23 protein-coding genes are annotated in these 21,674 nt (G+C 67.7%); 12 read left to right on the forward strand and 11 right to left on the reverse strand.

Translation table 11 applies throughout. From position 1 onward, the window contains the following. The first annotated feature begins 51 nt into the window (after window positions 1–51). From ACNS84_RS10135 to ACNS84_RS10155, 5 genes are all read left to right on the forward strand, one after another. Window positions 52–1,359 carry a helix-turn-helix transcriptional regulator gene (locus ACNS84_RS10135; RefSeq protein WP_435074748.1) on the forward strand — a complete coding sequence of 436 codons (1,308 nt, stop codon included), beginning with the start codon at window positions 52–54 and terminating at the stop codon, window positions 1,357–1,359. 105 nt (window positions 1,360–1,464) lie between these two features. Then, the gene (locus ACNS84_RS10140; RefSeq protein WP_435074749.1) at window positions 1,465–2,253 is read left to right on the forward strand and encodes an electron transfer flavoprotein subunit beta/FixA family protein; all 789 of its coding nucleotides are present in this window, start codon (window positions 1,465–1,467) and stop codon (window positions 2,251–2,253) included. Then, entirely contained in the window at window positions 2,253–3,200 is a 948-nt protein-coding gene (locus ACNS84_RS10145; RefSeq protein ID WP_435074750.1) for an electron transfer flavoprotein subunit alpha/FixB family protein, read from the forward strand. Before ACNS84_RS10140 ends, ACNS84_RS10145 begins: the two co-directional genes overlap by 1 nt. 81 nt (window positions 3,201–3,281) lie before the next feature. Beyond that, the gene (locus ACNS84_RS10150) at window positions 3,282–4,220 is read left to right on the forward strand and encodes a DUF5995 family protein (RefSeq protein WP_435074751.1); all 939 of its coding nucleotides are present in this window, start codon (window positions 3,282–3,284) and stop codon (window positions 4,218–4,220) included. A 70-nt stretch (window positions 4,221–4,290) separates the two neighbouring features. Then, the gene (locus tag ACNS84_RS10155; RefSeq protein ID WP_435074752.1) at window positions 4,291–5,274 is read left to right on the forward strand and encodes a replication factor C small subunit; all 984 of its coding nucleotides are present in this window, start codon (window positions 4,291–4,293) and stop codon (window positions 5,272–5,274) included. Between the two features lie 63 nt (window positions 5,275–5,337). Here the strand turns inward: ACNS84_RS10155 and ACNS84_RS10160 are convergent, their stop codons facing one another. Genes ACNS84_RS10160 through ACNS84_RS10170 form a run of 3 tightly spaced genes read right to left on the reverse strand, consistent with a single transcriptional unit; the run spans window position 5,338 to window position 8,602 of the window. Continuing rightward, the gene (locus ACNS84_RS10160; RefSeq protein WP_435074753.1) at window positions 5,338–5,955 is read right to left on the reverse strand and encodes a dolichol kinase; all 618 of its coding nucleotides are present in this window, start codon (window positions 5,953–5,955) and stop codon (window positions 5,338–5,340) included. 1 nt (window position 5,956) lies between these two features. Continuing rightward, window positions 5,957–7,753, reverse strand: coding sequence for a glycine--tRNA ligase (gene glyS / locus ACNS84_RS10165; RefSeq protein WP_435074754.1), 1,797 nt, complete (start codon window positions 7,751–7,753; stop codon window positions 5,957–5,959). After that, window positions 7,754–8,602, reverse strand: coding sequence for a CBS domain-containing protein (locus ACNS84_RS10170; RefSeq protein ID WP_435074755.1), 849 nt, complete (start codon window positions 8,600–8,602; stop codon window positions 7,754–7,756). Between the two features lie 276 nt (window positions 8,603–8,878). Here ACNS84_RS10170 and ACNS84_RS10175 point away from each other — a divergent pair, with 276 nt between their 5' ends. Continuing rightward, a complete protein-coding gene (locus ACNS84_RS10175) occupies window positions 8,879–9,097 on the forward strand; it encodes a DUF7556 family protein (RefSeq protein ID WP_435074756.1) in 219 nt (72 codons plus the stop codon). Window positions 9,098–9,245: 148 nt separating this feature from the next. Here ACNS84_RS10175 and ACNS84_RS10180 read toward each other — a convergent pair whose 3' ends face one another. From ACNS84_RS10180 to ACNS84_RS10190, 3 genes are all read right to left on the reverse strand, one after another. Then, on the reverse strand, window positions 9,246–10,151 hold the full coding sequence (locus tag ACNS84_RS10180) for a ketopantoate reductase family protein (protein ID WP_435074757.1): 906 nt from the start codon (window positions 10,149–10,151) through the stop codon (window positions 9,246–9,248). Between the two features lie 75 nt (window positions 10,152–10,226). Next, entirely contained in the window at window positions 10,227–11,429 is a 1,203-nt protein-coding gene (locus tag ACNS84_RS10185; protein WP_435074758.1) for a pyridoxal-phosphate dependent enzyme, read from the reverse strand. Next, complete coding sequence (locus tag ACNS84_RS10190; protein ID WP_435074759.1) at window positions 11,429–12,385, reverse strand: succinylglutamate desuccinylase/aspartoacylase family protein; 957 nt, start codon at window positions 12,383–12,385, stop codon at window positions 11,429–11,431. The genes ACNS84_RS10185 and ACNS84_RS10190 overlap by 1 nt, the downstream gene beginning before the upstream one ends. Before the next feature lie 188 nt (window positions 12,386–12,573). On the opposite strand from ACNS84_RS10190, the gene ACNS84_RS10195 reads away from it, so the two are divergent. Continuing rightward, entirely contained in the window at window positions 12,574–14,709 is a 2,136-nt protein-coding gene (locus ACNS84_RS10195; RefSeq protein WP_435074760.1) for a caspase family protein, read from the forward strand. Here ACNS84_RS10195 and ACNS84_RS10200 read toward each other — a convergent pair. Then, window positions 14,692–14,823, reverse strand: a complete 132-nt coding sequence (locus ACNS84_RS10200) for a DUF7503 family protein (protein WP_435074761.1) — start codon at window positions 14,821–14,823, stop codon at window positions 14,692–14,694. The genes ACNS84_RS10195 and ACNS84_RS10200 overlap by 18 nt on opposite strands. A gap of 167 nt (window positions 14,824–14,990) precedes the next feature. Here ACNS84_RS10200 and ACNS84_RS10205 point away from each other — a divergent pair, with 167 nt between their 5' ends. From ACNS84_RS10205 to ACNS84_RS10215, 3 genes are all read left to right on the forward strand, one after another. Then, complete coding sequence (locus ACNS84_RS10205; RefSeq protein ID WP_435074762.1) at window positions 14,991–16,337, forward strand: MFS transporter; 1,347 nt, start codon at window positions 14,991–14,993, stop codon at window positions 16,335–16,337. A 73-nt stretch (window positions 16,338–16,410) separates the two neighbouring features. After that, window positions 16,411–16,659 carry a hypothetical protein gene (locus ACNS84_RS10210; RefSeq protein ID WP_435074763.1) on the forward strand — a complete coding sequence of 83 codons (249 nt, stop codon included), beginning with the start codon at window positions 16,411–16,413 and terminating at the stop codon, window positions 16,657–16,659. Between the two features lie 45 nt (window positions 16,660–16,704). Continuing rightward, window positions 16,705–17,502, forward strand: a complete 798-nt coding sequence (locus ACNS84_RS10215) for a helix-turn-helix transcriptional regulator (protein ID WP_435074764.1) — start codon at window positions 16,705–16,707, stop codon at window positions 17,500–17,502. A gap of 11 nt (window positions 17,503–17,513) precedes the next feature. Here ACNS84_RS10215 and ACNS84_RS10220 read toward each other — a convergent pair whose 3' ends face one another. Continuing rightward, the gene (locus ACNS84_RS10220; protein WP_435074765.1) at window positions 17,514–17,681 is read right to left on the reverse strand and encodes a hypothetical protein; all 168 of its coding nucleotides are present in this window, start codon (window positions 17,679–17,681) and stop codon (window positions 17,514–17,516) included. A gap of 138 nt (window positions 17,682–17,819) precedes the next feature. Continuing rightward, window positions 17,820–18,356: an inorganic diphosphatase gene (locus ACNS84_RS10225; RefSeq protein ID WP_435074766.1), complete on the reverse strand. Its 537-nt coding sequence runs from the start codon at window positions 18,354–18,356 to the stop codon at window positions 17,820–17,822. Window positions 18,357–18,720: 364 nt separating this feature from the next. On the opposite strand from ACNS84_RS10225, the gene ACNS84_RS10230 reads away from it, so the two are divergent. Next, on the forward strand, window positions 18,721–19,080 hold the full coding sequence (locus ACNS84_RS10230) for a PadR family transcriptional regulator (protein ID WP_435074767.1): 360 nt from the start codon (window positions 18,721–18,723) through the stop codon (window positions 19,078–19,080). A gap of 163 nt (window positions 19,081–19,243) precedes the next feature. Here ACNS84_RS10230 and ACNS84_RS10235 read toward each other — a convergent pair whose 3' ends face one another. Both ACNS84_RS10235 and rnhA read right to left on the reverse strand, forming a co-directional pair. Further along, window positions 19,244–19,912: a DUF7108 domain-containing protein gene (locus tag ACNS84_RS10235; RefSeq protein ID WP_435074768.1), complete on the reverse strand. Its 669-nt coding sequence runs from the start codon at window positions 19,910–19,912 to the stop codon at window positions 19,244–19,246. Next, entirely contained in the window at window positions 19,899–20,495 is a 597-nt protein-coding gene (gene rnhA, locus ACNS84_RS10240; protein ID WP_435074769.1) for a ribonuclease HI, read from the reverse strand. The genes ACNS84_RS10235 and rnhA overlap by 14 nt, the downstream gene beginning before the upstream one ends. A 116-nt stretch (window positions 20,496–20,611) precedes the next feature. On the opposite strand from rnhA, the gene ACNS84_RS10245 reads away from it, so the two are divergent. Next, window positions 20,612–21,604, forward strand: a complete 993-nt coding sequence (locus tag ACNS84_RS10245) for a transcription initiation factor IIB (protein ID WP_435074770.1) — start codon at window positions 20,612–20,614, stop codon at window positions 21,602–21,604. Window positions 21,605–21,674: the final 70 nt, after the last annotated feature.

Raw genomic sequence — 21,674 nt, forward strand, 5'->3', positions numbered from 1 at the left:
GAAACACACTATGGAAAGCGTTTTGGCCGGGCCACGTGAGAACTGACCTGCATGCGGAACTCCCCGTCTCGCGTCCTTCTCGTCTCGCTGTTCGCCCTCCTCCTCGTCGGCGGTGTCCTGGCGCCGGTGGCCGGTGCCGCGGCCGCGGCGTCCCCGCCGCTCGTCCTCGGCGACCAGTCACCCGGAACGTCGACCGCCGGCGAGCTCTCAATTACGGCGCCGCGCGAAGCGGTCGGGACCCCGACCGGACAGATCGAATCGGAGTTCAACCCGAACACGGCGACGCGGATCCGGATCGAGCCGACGTCGGACCGCGACGCGCAGTGGGAGGTGTCGGTCAGGTACGCCCTCTCCGACGAGACGGAGGTCGGGGCGTTCGAGACCGTCGGCGAGCGATTCCTCGACGGCGAGGCCGGTCCTGACCCGGCGCTGTTCGAGGGGCTCGCGCGGGAGGCCAGTCGGAACGTCGATCGGACGATGCGGATCGAGTCCGTCGAACGCGAGGTAGCCGTCCACGAGGACCCGTCCGGATTCGACGTCGCCGAGGAGAACACCGTCGCCGTCGGCGAACTCCGGCTGACGTTCGTCTGGACGGCGTTCCTCGACACCGACGGCGAGAACCTCGTGTTGGGTGACGCACTGACGACGCCCGACGGGACCTGGCTTCAATCACTCGGCGAGGGACAGACCCTGGAGATCGCGACCCCCGAGGGGTACGCCGTCACCGGAACCCCCGGTTCGACCGTCCAGATACGCGACAACGCCGTGACGATCGAGGGGCCGCGCACGTTCGCCGAGGGCGAACGCGTCGTCGTCGTCTACGCACCGGCGGGCGCGGTCGGGCCGCCGTGGCAGCTGCTCGCCGCGGCCATCGTGGTCGCCGCGCTCCTCATCGCCGGGAGTGTCATCGGATATCGGCGGCGTGGGCGCGACGGGACCGGCGCGACGACCGCGAACGGGAGCGGTGACGGCGGTCGTCGGGAGCCCGGCGCCGACGCGGGCGCGAATTCGAGCACGGCCGCGTCCGCCCACCCAGAGGCGGAACCCGGCGCGGAGTCGGCGACGGAATCGGAGTCCGAGGAGGACCTCTCGCTCCTCTCCGACGAGGAACGGGTCGAGCGCCTCCTGTCCGAGAACGGCGGGCGGATGCGACAGGCGGACATCGTCACGGAGACAGGCTGGTCCGACGCGAAGGTCTCGCAGCTCCTGTCGGCGATGGCCGACGAGGAGCGTGTCGAGAAGCTCCGACTGGGCCGCGAAAACCTGATCTCGCTCTCCGATGAGGCGGACGACGGCGCGAACGGTGACGACGGCGGTGACGACGACGGCGACGGTGATGCCGACCGCGACCGACGGTAGCGCGCGTCGACGCAGGGATCGAATCGGACGACCACTCGTGCCGACGCTACGCGCCGAGTGATGCGTTTCGAAAACCCTTACATTGTGACCGACCGAGTATCGATCATGAAAGTTCTGGTAACCGTCAAGGAAGTCGCGGAGGCGAACGACGACTTCGCGATAGAGGGGACAGACATTGCGGCGTCCGACCTCGAATACGACCTCAACGAGTGGGACGACTACGCGGTCGAGGCCGCGGTCCAGTTGGCCGAATCCGGCATCGCCGACGAAGTCGTCACCGTTACCGTCGGCCCGGAGCGCGCCGAGGAGACGATCCGGATGGCGCTCGCGAAGGGAGCCGACCGAGCGGTCCGCGTCTGGGACGACGCCTTCGAATCCGGCTTCGCCGACGTGGCGTCGAAGGTCTCGACGATCGAAGCCGTCGTCGAAGCGGAGGAGCCAGACCTCGTGCTCGGTGGCGTCCAGGCCGCCGACACGGGGTTCGGCGCGACCGGCGTCGCGCTCGCGGAGCGGATCGGCTTCGAGCACGCCGCGGTCGTCAACCATCTGGACGTCGACGCGGATGCGGGCGTCGCCCACGTCCACCGCGAACTGGAGGGCGGCGTCGAGGAGCTGACCGACGTCGACCTCCCCGCGGTGTTGACCGTACAGACGGGGCTCAACGATCCGCGCTACGCGAGCCTCCGCGGAATCCGGCAGGCCCAGCGGAAAGAAATCGACGCGAAGGACCTCGGCGACCTCGGCCTCACGGCGGAGGACGTCGAGAGCGCGCTCACGATAACGTCGATGTACGAGCCGGAGAGCGAGTCCGACGCCGAGATGATCGAGGGCGACGCCGGCGAGGCCGCCGGACGCCTTGCTGAGGTCCTGCGTGACAAGGGGGTGGGCGCCTGATGGCCGACGTGCTCGTCGTCGCAGAACACCGCCGCGGAGAGCTCCGCGACGTCTCCTACGAAGCGATCACGGCCGGTCGCGAGCTCGCCGACGCGTACGACGGCGACCTTCACGTCGCCGTCATCGCCGGCGACGTCGACTCCTTCGCCGAGAATGTGAACCGTGAGGGCGTGGACGCGATCCACACCGTCGCGAACGGCGAGGAGTTCGACCACAACGTCTACCAGACGGCGGTCGCCGCCCTGCTCGATCGCACGGACGCGGCCACGGTCGTGATGCCGAACTCCGTCAACGGGCTCGACTACGCGCCCGCGGTCGCCGAGGACCAGGGGCTGCCGCTGGTGACGGACGCTATCGGGTTCGAGTACGACGGCGGTCTCACGGTCACCCGAGAGATGTACGGATCGAAGGTCGAGACCACCGTCGATGTCGACGGCGACCGGCACGTGCTCACGGTCCGCGGCGGCGAGTGGGCGCCCGCGGACGGCGTCGGCGACGCGACGGTCGAATCGGTCGACGTCGAACTCTCCGAGTCCGGCGCACGCGTCACCGGCTTCGAGGAGGTTGGCGGCGGCGACGTCGACATCGCCGACGCCGACGTGCTCGTCTCCGTCGGCCGCGGCATCGAGGAGGAGGAGAACCTAGAGCTCGTCGAGGAGCTCGCGGACGCGCTCGGCGCGACCCTCTCCGCCTCCCGACCGATCGTCGACAACGGGTGGCTTCCGAAGAACCGGCAGGTCGGGCAGTCGGGCAAGGTCGTCACGCCTGACGTGTACCTCGCGGTCGGCATCTCCGGCGCAGTTCAGCACGTCGCCGGCATGAAGGGCGCAGAGACGATCATCGCGATCAACACCGACCCGAACGCCCCCATCTTCGACATCGCCGACTACGGCATCGTCGGCGACCTGTTCGAGGTCGTCCCCGCGCTCGTCGACGAGTTCGCGTAAGCGGCGTCGCGGGCCGGCGGCAACACTCTTCTAGTTCGGCGGAGTACCGGCCGTTCTGACGACGATCACCGTCACGCCACGATGATACCGCTCCGCACGACCGTCCCGACCGTTCGAGAAGCGAGAGCGCTGCTCGCCGGCGTCCGGCGGACGGCGGACGTCGACACAGACGCCCTCGCCGCGTCGCTGGCCGACGAGGAGCCCGACCCGGACCTTCTCGATCTCGTCTCGGGCAAGTTCGTGTCGGTCGACGACGTCGACGAGCGGCTGGCGCGGACCGAGTCGTATCTCCGGGAGCGCGGGGACCGACGCTCGGTGTTTCTCACGGTGTACAGCCGGATGACGGCGACCGTTCGGACCGCCATCGACGACGGCGCGTTCATCGATCCGGAGTGGGCTGCGTCGTACCTCGTCGCCTTCGCCGAGCGTTACCGTGGGGCGCTGGTCGCCTTCGAGCGCCGGGCGTTCGAGTCGCTGCCGCGGGCGTGGCTGATCGCCTTCGCCGCCGCCGCTCGGGGCGAGACGCTCGTCGCGCAGGACGCCCTGCTCGGCATCAACGCACACATCACCTACGACCTGACGTACACGCTCGGCGACGTTGGCATCGGTCCCGACCGCGACGCCAAGCGCGCCGACCACGACCGGATAAACGCCGTCCTCACTCGACTCGTCCAGCGGGTGCAGGACGCGCTCATCGAGACCTACGACGCGGTCGAAATCGACGGAGTCGACCGACTGCTCAACCCGCTCGACGACCGACTCGCCCTGCTCGGACTGAAAGGAAGCCGGGAGTTCGCGTGGCGGAACGCCGTGTTGCGCGCCGACCTCCCGCCGTGGGCCGGCGAACCGTACGTCGACTGGCGGACGGAGACCGTCGCGACGGGCGCCGCGGCGGTCTTGATCGCGCCCGACTTCGGGATCGACCGTGACGCCGACACCGGTGCGAGCAGCCCCCTGCGGGCCGCGGCGGCCGACGTCGACGTGGCCGCGTTCCGCGAGGCGATTCGACGGCGGATGTGAGGAGCGAAGAGCGGTCCGACCGCGACCCGTTCTCGGTTCGTTTATCACCCCGCCGACCCTCCGATCCGGCATGAGTGAGGCCGACGAGCAGAAGGCTGCGACCGCGACCGGTCGGGAGATCTGGATCGAGAAGTACCGGCCGCAGTCGCTCGACGACATTCACGGGCAGGAGGACATCGTCGAACGGCTCCAGAGCTACATCGAGCAGGACGATATCCCTCATTTGCTGTTTTCGGGGCCGGCCGGCGTCGGAAAGACGACCGCCGCCACCGCCATCGCCCGCCAGGTCTACGGCGAGGACAACTGGCGCGGCAACTTCTTAGAGCTCAACGCCTCCGACCAGCGCGGCATCGACGTGGTGCGCGATCGGATAAAGGGGTTCGCGCGCTCGTCGTTCGGCGGCGATTTCCGGATCGTGTTCCTCGACGAAGCCGACTCGCTCACCGACGACGCCCAGTCGGCGCTCCGCCGGACGATGGAGCAGTTCTCGGACAACACCCGCTTTATCCTCTCGTGTAACTACTCGTCGAAGATCATCGACCCGATCCAGTCGCGCTGTGCCGTCTTCCGGTTCTCGCCGCTCTCGGATGCCGCCGTCGCCGCCCAGACCCGAGAAATCGCGGCAGCGGAGGGGATCGAGGTGACTGATGAGGGCGTCGACGCCCTCGTGTACGCGGCCGACGGCGACATGCGCCGCGCGATCAACTCGCTGCAGGCGGCGGCGACGACCGGCGACGTCGTCGACGAGGAGGCGGTGTACGCGATCACGGCGACGGCGCGGCCCGAGGAGATCGAGTCGATGGTGACGAACGCCTTGAACGGCGACTTCTCGCGGGCGCGGGCGACGCTCGACACGCTCCTCACCGAGACGGGGATGGCCGGCGGCGACGTGATCGACCAACTCCACCGCTCCGTCTGGGAGTTCGACCTGAGCGAGCGCGAGGCGGTCGCGCTGATGGAACGGATCGGCGAGGCCGACTACCGGATCGCCGAGGGCGCCAACGAGCAGGTCCAGTTGGAGTCGCTGCTCGCGTCGCTGTCCATCGAGGAGTAGCGCGGCCGGCGGAGGTCCAAACGGGACGACCCGCGGTGGCTCGATGATGCCGGCGAGTCGGCCTTATCCGACCACGGCGAGCGCGAGAAGCATCCCGCCGGCAGCGGCGGGCGGGATGGTGAGGTTGTCGTCGACGGCGACCCCGCGGATGATCGGCGGGAGCCCGTCGGCGACGGCCGCCGGGACGGCGCCGGAGACGGCCACGATGACGCCCACGTTGGCCCCGTACGCGGGAACCGTGAACGGGACGGCGAGCCCGAAACAGACGAGGAGCATCGCGACCCACGCGGCGGGCCGTTTCGCCTCCGTGGCGTCGTTGTCCCCGAGCGCACCGCTGATCGGGTCGCCGACCGACAGCATCCACATCGCCGGGATCGCCAGCGTCGGCTCCAAGAAGAGGACCGCGCCAGTCATGCTCACCTGGTACAGCGCGTAGCCGGCGATCGCATCGGACTCGTACTCCCGGGTGAGCTTCCGGTAGAGAGCGTGGTCGAGCCCGACGACGAGCCGGAGGAACTCCAGCGCGAGAACGACAGCGAGGGCGGCCACGAGGAAGTAGCGCGTCTCTGTCCACGTGAACCAGCCGAGCAGGTACGGTACCGGATAAAGGGTCCCGCCGGAGTGGACCAGCCGCCGCTCGAACTCCACGCGCTCGCGCCACGCCGTCGCCGGGAGAGCCACGTCAGTTGGTTTCGACGTCGGTCACGACGCTCTCATAGCGATCCGACAGAGCGTCGAACGAGTCGCCCGCGCGGAGCGCTGCCAGTTCGCCGGCGAGCTCTTCGGCGGGGATTCGAACCTGCGCCGCCGAGTCGCGTTCGCGGACGGTGACCGTCTCGGGGCCGTCGCCCTCGATCCCGTCGCGGTCGACCGTGACGCAGAACGGCGTGCCGACCTCGTCCTGTCGGCGGTAGCGCCTCCCGATCGAGCCGGAGTCGTCGTACGCCACCGCGAGTCCAGCCGCGCGGAGGTCGCTCGCGACCCGGTCGGCGAGGTCGACGAGGCGGTCGTCGTTGGTCACCAGCGGGAACACTGCGGCGTCCTGCGGCGCGATCTCGGGTTCCAGTGAGAGGTACGTCCGCGCCTCGCCGTCGACCTCGTCCTCGCGGTAGCCGTGCGCGAGGAGCGTCTGGACGGTGCGCCCGACACCGAACGACGGCTCGACGACGTGCGGGATGATGTGCTCGCCGCTCTCGGTGGTCTCCTCGACCGCGAAGTTCGCGACATCGACGTCGACCACGTGGCGTTCGGCCTCGTCGCCCTCGCCCATGGTTACCTCAACCGTGTCGGCGTCGAAGGCGTCGGGGTCGCGCTCCGCGAGCGTTTCGAGGGCCGCTGCGACCGCGCCGGCGTCGCCGCCGAACTCGGGGCCGAGGACGGACATGTCCGGGTCGACCGTCGCGCGCTCGACCGTCTTCGGCTCGTCGTAGCGTTTGAACACGGTGAACGAGTCGTCGCCGTACTCACCGTGCTTCGAGAGGTCGTAGTCGGACCGGTACGAGAAGCCCGCGATCTCGATCCAGTCGCCGTCGACCTCGCTCTCGGCGTCCCAGCAGTCGGCCGCGTAGTGGGCGCGCTCGCCCGCGAGGTGCTGGCGGAACCGGAACCGGTCGGTGTCGACGCCGACGCGCTCGTACCACTCCTTCGCGACGCCGAGGTAGTAGCCGACCCACGGGGAGCCGATGACCCCCTCGTCGACCGCCTCGCCGACGGTCGTCTGGAGGTACTCGCCGTCGTCGGCCTCCTGTTCGGTCGCCGGGTACAGTCGGACATCGACGTCGCGGACGCGGTCGAGCGGAGGTTCGTCCTCCTCGGGGTCGATGAACTGCTCCAGCTCGGCCTGCGTGAACTCGCGAAGCCGGAGGAGCCCCCCGCGTGGCGAGATCTCGTTGCGGTAGGCGGGGCCGATCTGGGTGATCCCGAACGGGAGACTACCGCGGGCGTACTCCTTCAGCCGCGGGAACTCGACGAAGATCCCCTGCGCCGTCTCCGGGCGGAGGTAGCCGGGGTGACCGTCGCCCGGCCCGATGTCGGTCGCGAACATGAGATTGAAGTCCTCGACCGGTTCGCCCGCCAGCGGGGTGCCACACGAGGGACAAGCGATATCGTTGTCGGCGATGAGCGCCTCGACCTCCTCGCCGGGGAGCGCCTCGGCGTCCTCGACCTCGGTGACGGCCTCCACGAGGTGGTCGGCACGGTGGGACTCGCCGCACTCGCCGCACGCGACGAGCATGTCGTCGAACCCCTCCAGGTGGCCGGACGCCTCGAAAACGGCCTCCGGCATCACCGTCGGCGCCTCAATCTCGCGGTTCCCCTCGCGGAGCGTGAACCGGTCGCGCCACGCGTCCTCGAGGTTGTGCTTCAGCGCCGCCCCCTCCGGGCCGAACGTGTAGAAACCGGCGGTGCCCCCGTAGGCGCCGTTCGAGCCGAAGAAGAAGCCGCGCCGCTTCGCCAGCTCGACGAGGTCGTCCGCGGCCATCTAGAGGCCCTCCAGCAGATCGATGTCGCGCACGATACCGTCGAGGTCGGTGCCGTTGACCAGAGGGACCTGCTCGATGTCGTTGCTGATGAGCTCCTGGGCGACCTGCTTGGCCGTCCGGGTGCCGCTGACGGTGATCAGATCCTCGGTCATGAAGTGGCGGACCGCTTCCGCCGGGATCTCCACGTTTCGGGTCGGGAGGTAGCGCGCACCGGTCGCCTTGATCCCCTCCCACGACCACTCGGAGTCTTGCTCGGCGATCGAGTCGCCAGTGCTCGCCTCGCCCTCGACGACGCGGGCGACTTCGAGCACGTCGACCTCGGTGAGCATGCCCGCGATCGCGGCGTCATCGTCGAGCACGACGGCGTACGGGACGTTCGCGAGCCCGATTTCGCGCTCGGCGACCGTCAGCGGGGTCTCGGTGTGGGTGGCGTTGACCGCTCGGGTCGCGAGCCCACCGACCGCGGTGTCACCGTCGATTTCGCCGCGAGCGATCGCCCGCACCACGTCGGTGACGGTGAGGATGCCGACGAGTTCGTCGCCGTCGAGGACCGGGAGCCGGCGGGAGTTCTCGGCGACCATCGTGGCCGCCGCGTCGACGATGTCGTCGTCCGCGTCGATCGTCGGAACCTCGCGCATCAGCAGCGCGAGCTGGTCTTCGTCGGGCTGCTCGATGAGATCGTCTCGCGTGACGAGCCCGCGGTACACCTCGTCGCCGTCGACGTCTTTCACGACGGGGACAGAGGAGAAGCCGAACTCCTGGATGTACTCCAGCACGTCGTTCCGGCTCCCCGGAATCTCGACGACGACGAGATCCGACCGCGGCGTCATGGCGTCTGATACGTTCATGCACCGTCATTCAGCGTGGCACCTCTTGTATACTGCGAAGGTGACCGACGGCGGCACGGAAGCGCTCGGCGGTCGCCTTCAGAGGGCGGACGGGAGACGGTGACGAGACAGCGATCCGACTCGTTCGCCGTATCAACGGCTAAGGCGGCCGATCTTCGTTCGATCGACGGCGACAGCGAACTTCGGCCGTCGATTCTGCTACTCGAACGGGGTATCTGCTGACGACAGTCGGCACTGGTTCGGAACGTTTATACCGCCTGTGAGTAATTACCATACATGTCACGGAGTTCCACTCCCTGGGACGACCCGGACCCAGATCACCGTCGGACGGCGCTGCCCACGGATCCGACGCTCAACGACGACTCGCCCGACGTGATGGCGTCGATCGACTCGTCGGCGTCGCGATCGGAGCTGGTGATCGCGGACGTCTCGCGGGAGAACGCGTGGGTCTCCGTGGACGAGACGCACGCCACCATCCTCGAAGAGTGGTGTTGACTCGATAGTCGGTTCCCGTCTCCGTTCTCGTCGTACCTCTCAAACGCAGTCCGGCTCAGTTTCGGCTAGTCCAGTCTTCAGTGCCCCTTCTGTCAGTCAGGACCCCTCTGTCAGTCCGGACCCCTTCTGTCAGTCCGGACCCCCTCTGTCAGTCTTGTCCGCGAACCCCTTCCCCGAGTTCCCACGCGCGGATGAGCGACGCGATCGTTCGGCACGTCGGCACCGCGACGCCGACGCGGTCGGCCCGGTCGGCGACGGCGCCGTAGATCGCGTCGACCTCGGTCCGGCGCCCGGCAGCGATGTCCTCGTGCATCGACGATCGGTTGGCGGCGGTCTCGGCGGCGACGCGCTCGACGGCGGCGACCGCTTCGTCCTCGCGGAGATCCACGCCGTCAGCGCGTGCGACCCGGGCGACCTCGCGAGCCGCCTCCCTTGCCACCTCGCCGCCCGGCCCGTCGAGCGTCGCGCCGTTCGAGAGGCGCGCGAGCGCCGACGGGCCGTTGATCCCCGCGTTGACCGCGAGTTTCTCGTACCGGCGTCGGGGCATGTCCGTGGCGACCGTCGTCTCGATCCCGGCCTCGTCGAACGCGGCCCCGACGCGCTCCGCGACCGGGTCTCGGCCGCCGGCGAGCGAGCCGACGACGACCTCGCCAACGCCCGTACACGTCACTCGCCCCGGTTCGGCGAGGAGCGCGCCGTAGCTCGCGGTGCCCGCGAGCACGGTCGGTTCGAGCGCGGCGACGAGTCGCTCCTCCGTGAGCCCGTTCTGGAGCGAGCAGACCGCACCGTACTCGCCGGTCGCGAGCGCCCGTGCCGCCGCGTCCGTGTCGTAGGCCTTCGTGGTGACCACGGCGAGGTCGGCGGCGCGGTTCGTCCCGTCGGTGAGCGCCCGCGGGCGAACGTGAACGTCCATCTCCCCGTCAATCCGGAGTCCGTCCTCGCGGACCCGCCGCATGTGCGGATCGCGGCCGACGAGAGTGACGTCGTGCGCCCGTGCCAACAGCCCGCCGATCAGGCTGCCGAGCGCGCCGGCGCCGTAGACGAGGACCTTCATGCACGGATACAGGGGGCGCTCTTGAAAAGGCGTGACGGTGGCGCCGCCTGACCGCCGGCGACCAAACCGGCGCCGTCAGCCCTTCAATCCGCTGCCAGTCAGCGGGACGACCACGTCGTCGTCCGGCGCGATGGCCCCCCGCTCACGGAGGGCTCGGAGCGCGGCCGGCGCGACCGCGCAGGTCGGTTCGGTATAAAAGCCCGCGCGGTGGAGTCGGTCGAGTTCGCGCTCCACGGTCGCCTCCGTCACCGCGAGCGCGTCGCCCCCCGTGTCGGCAATGGCGTCGAGGATCTCCGCGCGCCGCACCGGTTCCGCGATCTGGATCCCGTCGGCCGCCGCGTTGACGCGCCCGTCGGGGTCGGCCGCCTCGGGACCGTGGAGGTCCCGGACGATCGGGGCGACTCCGGCCGCCTGCGCGCCGTACAGCCGCGGGACCGAGTCGATCCACCCGGCGCGTTCGAGCCGCCGGAACCCACGATACGCGCCGAGGAACAGCGTGCCATGCCCGAGCGGGGTGACGAATGCGTCCGGGGCCTCCCAGTCCCGCTGGAAGGCGATCTCGTAGGCGACCGTAGCCGTCCCCTCGAAGAAGGCCGGGTTCCAGGCGTGACTCGCGTACCAGGCGCCGCCGGCCCCACCGGCCGATCCTCCCTCACCGTCGAGCGCGGCGACGCAGGCGTCGGTCACGTCTGCCCGGCTCCCCTCGACGCGAACCGGCTTCGCTCCCGCGCGGCGGATCGCGCGGAGCTTCGACTCCTTGACGTCGGCCGGCACGTACACCGCGGCGTCGATTCCCGCGCGGGCCGCGTACGTCGCGATCGCCGCGCCGGCGTTGCCCGATGAATCCTCGACGACGCGGTCGACGCCGAGTTCCCGAGCGCGCGTGAGCGTCGTCGTCGCGCCGCGGTCCTTGAACGAGCCGGTCGGGAAGACGTACTCGAGTTTGAACGCGGCGTCCCAGTCGCCCGCGTCGACGAGCGGCGTCGTCCCCTCGCCGAGCGTCACTCGGTCGGCGTGATCGTCGCCCACCGCGAGAAACGCCGCAAACGCCCAGAGACCGTCGCGGGCGGCGAGCCACCCCATCTCGGTCGGATCGGGGACGGGTCGGTCCGGGATCGGCGGGTCGGCGAAGTTCAGGGGCCCGCCGCACTCGCAGCGCCACCGGTCGGCGACGATCCGCCCGCAGTCGGAACACGAGAGCCGCCTCGGCGTCGCGTCCGCACCGTCTGATTTCAGTTCCTCCGAGCCCGTTCCAGCCGGGTCGCCGTCGGTCGGCATCAGTAGCGGTCCACGTTGGTGCCGACAGAGCAGACGTACTCGCCGGCGGCGACCTGCGGGAGCCGTCGGGTGCGCCAGAAGATGCCGTCGTCGTCGGCGGTCACGCGACTCCTCAGTTCGCCGAAGGTGTCCGTCACCTCGAAGAGGAGGTCGCCGGCCGAGACGCGCTCGCCGAGTTCGCGCTCGAACCGGATCAGCCCGCCCGCAGGCGACCCGTACTGGTCGAATCCGCGGGCCCGATGCTGTCGTTCGAGGTCGACGTCGCCGTCGAGGAAGCCGTAGTGCCGGAGCACGTTGAACACGCCGTCGACGCCGTATCTGATCGACTCCTCATCCCAGCCGACCGCGCCCCCGAGTTCGGGGTCGATCGTCGGGATGCCGTGTTCGGGACCGGCCCGCGCGAGCTGACCGTCCGGTCCCTTGATATCGAGGACGTGCCCGCAGCCGAACACCTTCGCGAGCTCCAGGCAGTCGCCGTGGAGACGGTGGCGGATTCCGCACCGCACCCGCGTCTCGTTTATCATCCGGCTGGTCGACCCCTGATGGAGGTCGAGGATGAAATCCGCGCGCTTCGCCGCCTGAAACGTCGCGTGGGCGATGCGCTCGCTCGTCGTCCCATCCTCGTTGCCGGGGTACCCGCGGTTCATCTTGCGGTCGTCGATCGGGTTCCGATGCTCCGCCACCTGAAAGCCGAAGTAGTTGACAATGCCGACGACGAGGACCGCGCCGGACAGTTCGGTCGGGTCGATCCGCGGGACGACGCGGTTGACGACGCCTAACCCGTTGAGTTCGTCACCGTCGCTCACCGCCTGCATGTACAGCGTCTGTCCGTCCGTCGCGCCGTTGATGACGGCGACGGGCAGTCGGACGGGGCTCCCGTCCCGCGTCTCGCCCACTTCGAGACGGCCCGTGTCCATCTCGCCCGGCGGGGCGCGGGCCGTTCCAAGCGTGATCATTACGCGAATGTGGACCGGGCACCCCTTTATCCGTTCGGTCCGCGGCGATCCACCGACACAAGCTTTATCGCCGCATCGGCCGAGGAACCGGTACCGAAGACCGCGTTCGCCCAGCTTTTTTGGCCGGGCACGGATCGGCGGGTGCAGTGCCCGGCGTTCCGTCCCCCGTCAGCCGGGCGCATCCACACATGAGCATCGACATCGACCCACTGGCGGACGACGCCGGACTCACGGTCACGGACCACATCGAGAACACCCAGTTCGAGGTGTACACCGACCGCGCCGTCGAACCGGTTGCGAGTCCCGAAGCCGCACACTACTTCCCCGTCGACGCCAGCGTCACGATCGAGACCGCGTCGGTTGAGATCCCCCGGGTCACCATCGTCGAGACGCGCGCCAGCGACGGGACCCTCCTCACCCGTGGAGACGACTACGCGATGGCGCCGGGCCGGTACCACGTCGGGATCGACCCCGCACCGACCAAGTTCTACCTCACGTTCGACTCCGCGTTCTCAGTGTCGACGACGGAGCACTCCACTCGGATAGATTTCGACGGAGCGACAGACGTTCAGCTCGGAGTTCGCTCGCTTCACCAAGTCCCCGCGGGGACGATAACCACGCCGACGGATCCGGAGTCGCTGATGGAGGCCGTCTCGCTGCTCGGTTCCGCGCTCCAGACGACGAGCCCGGAGCGGTCGTTTCCCACCCTCCGCGGCCACCCGCCGCTGATTGAGCCGGGCGACGAGCTTCGTGTGCCAGAGCGGATCGAGCCGCTCGACTCCGGGATCCGAATCGTCGTCCCGCCCGCGTACGAGTACCTGTACCCGGTCGTCTCGCTCGCGTACTACTTCGCGGCCGACGTCGTCCCCGGGGACGCGCCTCGGATCGAGGGCGACGGCTGGAGCCACCCGCTGGCGCCCGACTTCGAGCGACGGACCGCAGAGGTGCTCCGGCAGTCGTTCCACTTCGACTGTCTCGCCCGCACCGAGGGGTTCTACCCGGTCGACCTCCACGAGCGGGAGACGACCGACATCGACCTCGACTGGAAGCGGCTGTACGACCTCCCGCTCGCGGAGCGCCTCGGGGAATACCTCGCGATCCCGTTCGAGCGCGTCGAGCCCGAACTCCCGCAGTGGACGCTGACGACCGACGTGCGGCCCGACCCCGAGAACATCGAGATGCTCCCGTTCGTCGCCGGTGAGCTGTCGGTCGTCCGCTCTCCGGAGACGGCCACACCCGTAACCGCGGGCGACGGGGGCGGCGTCGGATTCTTCCGCGGTCCTCACGCCGACACGACTCCACGGTCAGCGACGCTCGGCCCGAACGAGTTCGTTCGGGGCAGCGCCGGAACCGAGCCCGTCCGCGGCGCCGACGCCTCGGCCGACCGCGACGCGGTGCCCGCCACAGCCGACTTTGTGCGACCGGAGCCGGTCGACACGGTCGAGCACGCGTGGGTCGGCGACGGCGTCCCGATCGACGCCAACAAGGCGACCCTCGACGCGTACCACCGCCGGCTGGAAGCCGGCGCAGTCGAACAGTCGCGGATCTCCGTGCTCGTCGTCTGCAACGACGAGCAGATGCGCGAGGAGGGCGAAGTCGCGGACCTGTACGGGATCCGCGACATGGTGCAGTTCGACATCGACGTGCGCCACGACCTCACCCGCGCGGAGATGCGCGACGTCCTCGAGTCGGACGTCGACTTCCTGCACTACGTCGGCCACGTCGACGACCGCGGGATGCAGTGTACCGACGAGTACCTCGACCTGACCGACGAGGACCTCGACGTCGGCATCAGCGCCTTCCTGCTCAACGCCTGCCAGTCCTACCGCCAGGGTGAGGCCCTCGTCCACCGCGGCTCCCGCGGCGGCATCGTCACCCTCTCGGACGTGGCGAACTCCCCCGCCACCCAGCTCGGGCGTATCATCGCCCGGCTGATGAACGGCGGCTTCAACCTCCGCACCGCGCTCCACGTCGCGAAGCGCGAACTGATCACCGGCCACCAGTACATCGTCGTCGGCGACGGCGGGACGACGATTTGTCAGAGCCAGAGCGGGGCGGCTGCTGTCGTCAATATACATAACGAGGATCCACCGTGGAACCTTTCAGTCAATGTATATCCGAATGGCCCCTACGGTTCTGGAACGATGACAACACCGAATACAACATCTGAGACATCTAACTACTATGTTCCCGGAGAGATTGATCTAGATGACGTTAGTAAGTTACAACTACAAAAGTTCCTAAATCTCGAGGTACTTCCAGTTTTCACGCCTGCTGGACTAGTTTGGAGCGATGAATTTGGTGAATCAGGGACCGGCCGTTGACGCCAGCGCGCCCGCCGACGCGGGCGCCGCCTGCGTCAGCAGGAGGAGCGCGGTGAACAGGACGCCGGCCATCTTCGGGTGCTCTGCCACGTATTCTGCAACACTTTCGTGCATATTACACAAGATATCGCATGTAATTAAATCACACATTGTTTCTCGGCAACTACTTGTCGATATTTGAATATTATTAAAATAGAAATTATCACCCGCAGAACGGCGTCGACGTCTCGGGTCGGGTTTACCACCGGTGCGTTAAAGGACAGTTCGTTGCAGCTACCGGTATGGAGGAGAACAACGACGTCGACTCGGTAGACCCGTTCCGTCAGTTCTTCTCGCTGCGGCGGGACGTGCTCGTCCTGTCGCTCGCGATGTTCGCGTTCAGCCTCGGATTCCAGATGACGAATCGGTACGTCCCGGAGTACATGTCCGCGCTGGGGGCGAGCGCGTTCGTCATCGGGCTGTTCGGGACCGTCGGCAACGTCATCGGCGCGGTGTACCCGTACCCGGGCGGCCGGCTCTCGGACCGGATCGGGTCGCGCGTGGCGCTCACGCTGTTCGGGCTGCTGTCGTGCCTCGGGTTCGGCGTGTGGCTCGCGGCGCCGACGCTCGGGACCGTCACGGTCGGCGGCGTCGTCTTCGAGCCGTGGATCTGGATCTTCGTCGGGCTCTTCCTCGCGCAGGCGTGGAAGTCGTTCGGGCTGGGCGCGACGTTCGCCATCGTCAAGCAGTCGGTGCCGCCGGAGCGGCTGGCTCGGGGGTTCGCGAGCACCGAGGTGTTCCGCCGGACCGCGTTCCTGATCGGCCCCCTGATCGCGGCGGGGATCATCGAGCTGTTCGGCGACTTCGCCGTGAGTTTCCAGTACGTGCTCGCGGTCGCGCTGCTGTTCGGCGTCGCCGCAACCGCGCTCCAACACGTCCTCTACGACGCCAGCGAGGACACGCTCGGGAAGGAGTTCGAAGGGATGAGCGAGGTGATCGACGACCTCCGGAGTCTTCCGCCCGAACTCCGCCCGCTGCTCGTCGGCGACACCCTCGTGCGCTTCGCGAACGGGATGGTGTACGTCTTCTTCGTCATCGTGATCACGCAGTACCTCGAGGTCGGACTCGATGTCGGCCCCCTCTCGCTGTCTCCGGCGGCCTTCTTCGGCGTGTTGCTGGCGATCGAAATGCTGGTCGCACTCGTCTCCATGCCGCCGGCGGCCCGGATCGCCGAACGGGTGGGACTCAAGCCGGTCGTCACGCTCGGCTTCCTCGTGTACGCGGTCTTCCCGGTGCTGCTCATCAGCGTCCCGCCCGACACGCCGCTGACCGCGCCGCTCGTCGTCGCGCTGTTCGCGTTCTCGGGGCTTCGATTCGCCGGGCTCCCCGCGCACAAGGCGCTGATCGTCGGCCCAGCCGAGCGCGACACGGGCGGGCGGGTCTCAGGGTCGTACTACCTCCTGCGCAATGCGATCGTCATCCCGAGCGCGGCGCTCGGCGGACTGATCTACGGCGGGTTCTCGGTGCCGGAAACCGGGGTCGCCGTCGCGGGCGACCCGGTCGTCGCCTTCGGACTCGCGAGCGCGGTCGGCCTCGTTGGCGTCGCCTACTTCGCGCTGTTCGGCGAGGAGTACGACGCGTACGCTTGAAATCGCGCGTCCGCTCCACCGAGACGCGTCTCCCCCCGGTCACTTTTTACAATCAACGGGCGAACACACTCACATGACTGACATCGACGCCGCGATACGGGACGCATTCGAGCACACCGAGTACGATCTCGGAGATATCGCGGTCAACCGACGGCAGGTTCGAGTGCCGGTGCTGCAACAGGGCGCCGAACCGGACGCGCTCCGCGCGGTGATAGAGGAGGCGCTCGGCGCCGACGCGGTCGTCGGTGTCACCGTAAGCACGGAGGCGATCGACGGCTCCGACACCATCGGCACGGTCGTCTCGTTCCAGCACCGCCCGTGACGCGGTACGATTAAGCGTGGGGTATCCGTATCCACAGGTGACACGATGACGTCCGATGGGGGACACGACGGGGCACAGTATCTCGCCGGATCGCCGATCCGGGTCGCCGTTCTCCGGACACTCCGGCGGGAGCCGCGTCGTCCGGCGGATCTGACGGACACCGTCGACGCGACCCGGACGACGATTCAGCGGATCCTCGGCGGGTTTCGCGAACGCGACTGGGTGGTCAAGCGGGACGCCGTTTACCACGTGACGCCGACAGGAGAGCGCGTGTACAACGCGTACGAGCGACTGCTGGACGAGGTGGAACTCGCCGACCGATACGGCCGCTTCGCCGCCGAACTCGAGCGTGTGAACGCCGGGTTTCCCGCCGAGGCGATCGGCACCGGAGAGCTGACCGTCGCGACGGAGCAGAACCCGCTCGCCGTGGTCGATCGGCTCACCGGACTCCTTCGAGAGGCGAACGGAGCCGAGATCCGCGCCGTCTCGCCGGTCGTCGTCCAGCAGTTCAACCGAGCGGCCGCGGCCGCGCTCGACGACGGTTCGCTGATCGAACTCGTCATCGACCAAGACGTGCTCGAGGCGTCGGTCTCCGATTTCGGACCGGCGACCGACCGGGCGCTCGACGATGAGTGCGCGACCGTGTACGTCTCACCCGAACCGATCGAGTACGGCCTGTTCGAGTGCGACGGCGTCGCCTGCGTGACGGCGTACGATCGACAGAACAACCCCCGGTGCGTGCTGGAGTCCACGGACCCGGTGGTGGCCGAGTGGGTCGACGACCGGTTCGACTCGCTCGTCGACGACGCGCAGCGGCTGTCGGCCGTCGTCGAGAACGTCTGACTCGCCGGCGGCTACGCCCGGCGCCCGGTGTCGGAGCCCGCGCCGGACTCGTCGGTGTCGCCGTCAGGGTCGTCACGCTCGACGGGGTCGCGGGGGTCGCCGTCGCGTCCCTCTGGGTCGAAGTTGGTGGGGACGACCGTCGGATGATCGATACCGACGGACGGGGTGCGTGTACTCATGGCTCTACCAGTCTGTAGGCCGCGATCCGACTAAAAATTACCCATGTGCATAACGCATCCCGGCCGCGGGAACGTATGTTTCGGGGTTATGCTCCGGATTCGAAGTTTCGAGTTACGCTCTAAACTCGCAGTTTCGGATTACGCTCCGAACTCGTCGGCGTACAGGTCCTGTGCGTGTTCGATCGCCTCTTTCGCGGTCGCCTTGTCCTCCCATCCGAGGGTTTCGACCTCTTTCCCGGCTTCGAGGTTCTTGTACGTCGAGAAGAACTCGTCAATCTCGTCGAGGATCTGCTGGGGGATGTCCTCGAGGTCCTCGATGTGGTCGAAGCGGGGGTCCTCGGTGGGCACCGCGATCACTTTGTCGTCCTGCTCGCCGTCGTCGTCCATCTTCATCAGCGCGACGGGGCGCGCCTCGACGATGCAGCCGGGGAACGTCTTGTCCTCGACGAGCACCATCACGTCGAACGGGTCGCCGTCGTCGTAGTACGACTGCGGGATGAAGCCGTAGTCGTACGGGTAGTGGACGTTCGAGTGGAGCACGCGGTCGAGGACGACGCCGGGGACGTCCTTGTCGTACTCGTACTTGTTCCGCTCTCCCTTCAGACACTCTACGACCGCGTAGATCTCGTCGGGCGCGTCCGGACCCGTCTCGAGGTCTTCCCAGAGATTCACCATGTGCTCCACAGTCGGTCCATACGTGACAAAGCCCTTTCGGGTTCCCCGCGTCGCCCGCCCGCAACGAACCGGCGGGAGCGACGACGTCGCCGCCGTCGCGCCTCGCTCTCAGATCGCGTTTCCGGCGGAATTTATCGGTTACTCGAATATCATATATTTCCGAACGGCACGGTTCGGCCGTGAGATCGTCGCATAATGGCTGAATCGGCCGATGATCGTCCAGAGAGCCCATAGACTCGTATCGGTGCCTGCAAGGCTTCAGTGTCCGTCTTGTACGTGTTTTGGGCGATCGTACCTAACTTGGATAATTAAACAGTAACAAACGTTGAGAAAGGTTATATGTTCGGCTTCCCTTCACTTATCTATGTCAGAGGCACAAGCGGTCACTGATGCGGAGGCATCGAAGGCGGCGTCAGACCTGACGGCGTTCCAACAGAATATCCTCGCGATACTCTCCGAGGAGCCGATGTACGGGCTCGCGATCAAACGCGAGCTTGAGTCGTACTACGGCTCCGAGGTCAACCACGGTCGGCTCTACCCCAACCTCGACGATCTGGTCGCGGACGGGTTAGTCGAGAAGAGCGAGCTCGACAAGCGGACGAATCAGTACGAGCTGACCGAGGCCGGCCACGACGCGGTCCTCGGCCAACTCGAGTGGGTCCTCGACCGATTCGTGACTGACGAGACGCGCGCCGACGAGATCCGCGCGCTCCTCAACGAGTAGGGTTCGCGGAGACCGGGAGACGAAGTGAAGACAGGACGAACACAAATTTTGGCACACACGCGCGGTGAAAACCGCGCACCCTCGACCCGCTGAGCGGAGCCGCCGCCTCGGCCGTGGTCGATGGGGTCCACCCGATCGATGAAAGCGATGCTCCGGCAGTCGATTACGACGATTCCGGTCCGTCGACGTCGGCAGCGGTGGTCTCGATCACCGACAGCGACTCCTCGACGACGGCGAGCTGCTCGTCGGTCGGCCAGCCGTTCCGCGGCAGGTACTCCTCGCGGAACTCCTCGCGCACCTCGAGGGTCGCGTCGTCGACAGCGCGGACGTAGTGGTTGCTCATGAACGCCGCGAAGCTGCGAGCGGTGTCGGCGTGCACCTCCGCGTGCGCGTCGGCGACCGCGTCGGCGACCGCCTCGTTGTAGGCAGCTATCTCCCGGTAGCGGTCGGCATCGCCGGGCCCGGACAGGGAGACCTCGACGGCCCGATCCGTGGTTTCGATCTGATCGAGTTGGACCGTTCCGTCCTCCATCCACTCATCGGGATACAGCACGAGCGTGTCGTCGTCCTCGCGGAGCCGCGGGACGTAGTCGTGGCCCGCGACGACGTCGTCGCGACGCTCTCGATAGAACGCGGCGGCCGCGTCGTCCTCGGTGCGTTGGGCGAGCCGCGTGAGCCGCTCAGCCTCGTCGACGACCTCGACCGGCACGTCGGGGACCCGACCGTCCTCGGCGGCGTCATCCTCGGTGGCGTCGCCGTCGTTTTCGGCGGCCATCACCTCTCGTGCCCGTTCTTTCGCCCACTCCGGCGGTTCTTCGTTAGTTCGCGTCATCGAGTGCCTCGTTCGCCAGATCGTCGGCGCGCGCGTTTATCTCTCGCGGAACGTGACCGATCGACCACCGGTCGAATCGGGCCAACAGCTCCCGAGCGCGAACACGCTTTTCGCGCAGTGTGGGATCGTTGGCGTTCCACTCACCGCGCACTTGCTTCACGATGAGTTCCGAGTCGCCACGGACGTCGATCGCCTCGAAGCCGAACTCGTCGGCGGCTTCGAGCGCCCGGATCAGCGCGGCGTACTCGGCCTGGTTGTTCGTGACCCGCCCGATCCGCTCGCTCCCCTCGGCGACGACGCCGTCAGACGTGACGAGACACCAGCCGACCGCGCCGGGGCCGGGGTTCCCGCGGGACGCGCCGTCGAAGTAAACGTGTGCACGGCCGCCGCCCTCGCGGAGGAGATTCGTTAGGCGGGTCGGGTCGCTCCCCTGTACGACGACTTTGTTCTCGTACGCGACGGCGACCGCCCCGTCTCGCTTGGCGCGCCACCGCTCGTGAGCGGTGTTTCCCGGCTCAATTTGGACGCCGGCGTCCTCCAAACGGGTTCGCGCGGTCGCCGGATCGCAGTCGATCGTCGGCATTCGTTCGTCGTCAACGACGGCGCGTCAAAGCCTTGTCCGTCGCGACCGACCCGGTCGAACAGTTTCGCACCCTCACTAAATTTTAAGTCATTCCATTTAGGTAGCATATAAATGCGATGACACGGCCAACCCGGCAACGGGATCACGACCGGCAGCGTGTGCGGGACGAGGATGCCGACGAGACTGAAACCGACGCCGAGGGAGGTGACGTCGACGAATTGGACCCCGAAGATTTCGAACCGGAGGAACTCACGCGGACCGCGGACGGCGAACTGATTCACGAGGAGACCGGACTCATCGTCGAGGAGGAACAGATCGATCCCGGCCCGGAGTGGCGGGCGTTCAACCACTCCGAGCGGCAGTCGAAGTCCCGCGTCGGCGCACCGACGACGAAGACGATGCACGACAAGGGGCTGACGACGACCATCGACTGGAAAGACAAGGACGCGTACGGCCGCTCCATCTCCTCGAAGAAGCGGTCGCAGATGCATCGATTGCGGAAGTGGCAAGAGCGCATTCGGACGAAGGACGCCGGCGAGCGCAATCTCCAGTTCGCGCTCTCCGAAATCGACCGCATGGCCAGCGCGCTCGGCGTTCCTCGCTCCGTTCGCGAGGTCGCCTCCGTCATCTATCGACGGGCGCTCAACGAAGACCTGATCCGCGGCCGATCGATCGAGGGCGTCTCCACCGCCGCGCTCTACGCCGCCTGCCGAAAAGAGGGTATTCCGCGGTCCTTAGAGGAGATATCCGACGTCTCCCGGGTCGAACGAAAGGAGATCGGTCGGACGTATCGGTACATCTCCCAGGAGCTCGGTCTGGAGATGCGCCCGGTCGACCCGAAGAAGTACGTCCCACGCTTCTCCTCCGAACTCGAACTGAGCGAGGAGGTCCAGTCGAAGGCCAACGAGATCATCGAGACGACCGCCGAGCAGGGCCTGCTCTCCGGGAAATCCCCGACCGGATACGCCGCCGCCGCCATCTACGCGGCGTCGCTGCTCTGTAACGAGAAGAAGACCCAGCGCGAGGTCGCCGACGTCGCGCAGGTGACCGAGGTCACCATCCGCAACCGGTACCAAGAGCAGATCGAAGCGATGGGGATCCACAGCTAAGCCGCCGGCGGAGCGTCGCTCTCCGCTCCACCACCCTTTTTAAACGGCGCCGTCCGCCAGCAACGTTCAA

Source organism: Halorubrum wangae, from assembly GCF_051194135.1.
In the GTDB taxonomy this organism is placed as follows: domain Archaea; phylum Halobacteriota; class Halobacteria; order Halobacteriales; family Haloferacaceae; genus Halorubrum.

What these genes read in the sequence shown, in the direction of transcription:
- ACNS84_RS10235 (WP_435074768.1), bottom strand. Translation starts at nt 19,912, where the DNA reads ATGACGCGAACTAACGAAGAACCGCCGGAGTGGGCGAAAGAACGGGCA.
- glyS (WP_435074754.1), bottom strand. Translation starts at nt 7,753, where the DNA reads ATGGCCGCGGACGACCTCGTCGAGCTGGCGAAGCGGCGCGGCTTCTTC.
- ACNS84_RS10140 (WP_435074749.1), top strand. Translation starts at nt 1,465, where the DNA reads ATGAAAGTTCTGGTAACCGTCAAGGAAGTCGCGGAGGCGAACGACGAC.
- ACNS84_RS10170 (WP_435074755.1), bottom strand. Translation starts at nt 8,602, where the DNA reads ATGAACGTATCAGACGCCATGACGCCGCGGTCGGATCTCGTCGTCGTC.
- ACNS84_RS10210 (WP_435074763.1), top strand. Translation starts at nt 16,411, where the DNA reads ATGACTGACATCGACGCCGCGATACGGGACGCATTCGAGCACACCGAG.
- ACNS84_RS10150 (WP_435074751.1), top strand. Translation starts at nt 3,282, where the DNA reads ATGATACCGCTCCGCACGACCGTCCCGACCGTTCGAGAAGCGAGAGCG.
- ACNS84_RS10180 (WP_435074757.1), bottom strand. Translation starts at nt 10,151, where the DNA reads ATGAAGGTCCTCGTCTACGGCGCCGGCGCGCTCGGCAGCCTGATCGGC.
- ACNS84_RS10245 (WP_435074770.1), top strand. Translation starts at nt 20,612, where the DNA reads ATGACACGGCCAACCCGGCAACGGGATCACGACCGGCAGCGTGTGCGG.
- ACNS84_RS10185 (WP_435074758.1), bottom strand. Translation starts at nt 11,429, where the DNA reads ATGCCGACCGACGGCGACCCGGCTGGAACGGGCTCGGAGGAACTGAAA.
- ACNS84_RS10230 (WP_435074767.1), top strand. Translation starts at nt 18,721, where the DNA reads ATGTCAGAGGCACAAGCGGTCACTGATGCGGAGGCATCGAAGGCGGCG.
- ACNS84_RS10175 (WP_435074756.1), top strand. Translation starts at nt 8,879, where the DNA reads ATGTCACGGAGTTCCACTCCCTGGGACGACCCGGACCCAGATCACCGT.
- ACNS84_RS10155 (WP_435074752.1), top strand. Translation starts at nt 4,291, where the DNA reads ATGAGTGAGGCCGACGAGCAGAAGGCTGCGACCGCGACCGGTCGGGAG.
- ACNS84_RS10145 (WP_435074750.1), top strand. Translation starts at nt 2,253, where the DNA reads ATGGCCGACGTGCTCGTCGTCGCAGAACACCGCCGCGGAGAGCTCCGC.
- ACNS84_RS10135 (WP_435074748.1), top strand. Translation starts at nt 52, where the DNA reads ATGCGGAACTCCCCGTCTCGCGTCCTTCTCGTCTCGCTGTTCGCCCTC.
- ACNS84_RS10195 (WP_435074760.1), top strand. Translation starts at nt 12,574, where the DNA reads ATGAGCATCGACATCGACCCACTGGCGGACGACGCCGGACTCACGGTC.
- ACNS84_RS10220 (WP_435074765.1), bottom strand. Translation starts at nt 17,681, where the DNA reads ATGAGTACACGCACCCCGTCCGTCGGTATCGATCATCCGACGGTCGTC.
- ACNS84_RS10200 (WP_435074761.1), bottom strand. Translation starts at nt 14,823, where the DNA reads ATGCACGAAAGTGTTGCAGAATACGTGGCAGAGCACCCGAAGATGGCC.
- rnhA (WP_435074769.1), bottom strand. Translation starts at nt 20,495, where the DNA reads ATGCCGACGATCGACTGCGATCCGGCGACCGCGCGAACCCGTTTGGAG.
- ACNS84_RS10205 (WP_435074762.1), top strand. Translation starts at nt 14,991, where the DNA reads ATGGAGGAGAACAACGACGTCGACTCGGTAGACCCGTTCCGTCAGTTC.
- ACNS84_RS10225 (WP_435074766.1), bottom strand. Translation starts at nt 18,356, where the DNA reads ATGGTGAATCTCTGGGAAGACCTCGAGACGGGTCCGGACGCGCCCGAC.
- ACNS84_RS10215 (WP_435074764.1), top strand. Translation starts at nt 16,705, where the DNA reads ATGACGTCCGATGGGGGACACGACGGGGCACAGTATCTCGCCGGATCG.
- ACNS84_RS10190 (WP_435074759.1), bottom strand. Translation starts at nt 12,385, where the DNA reads ATGATCACGCTTGGAACGGCCCGCGCCCCGCCGGGCGAGATGGACACG.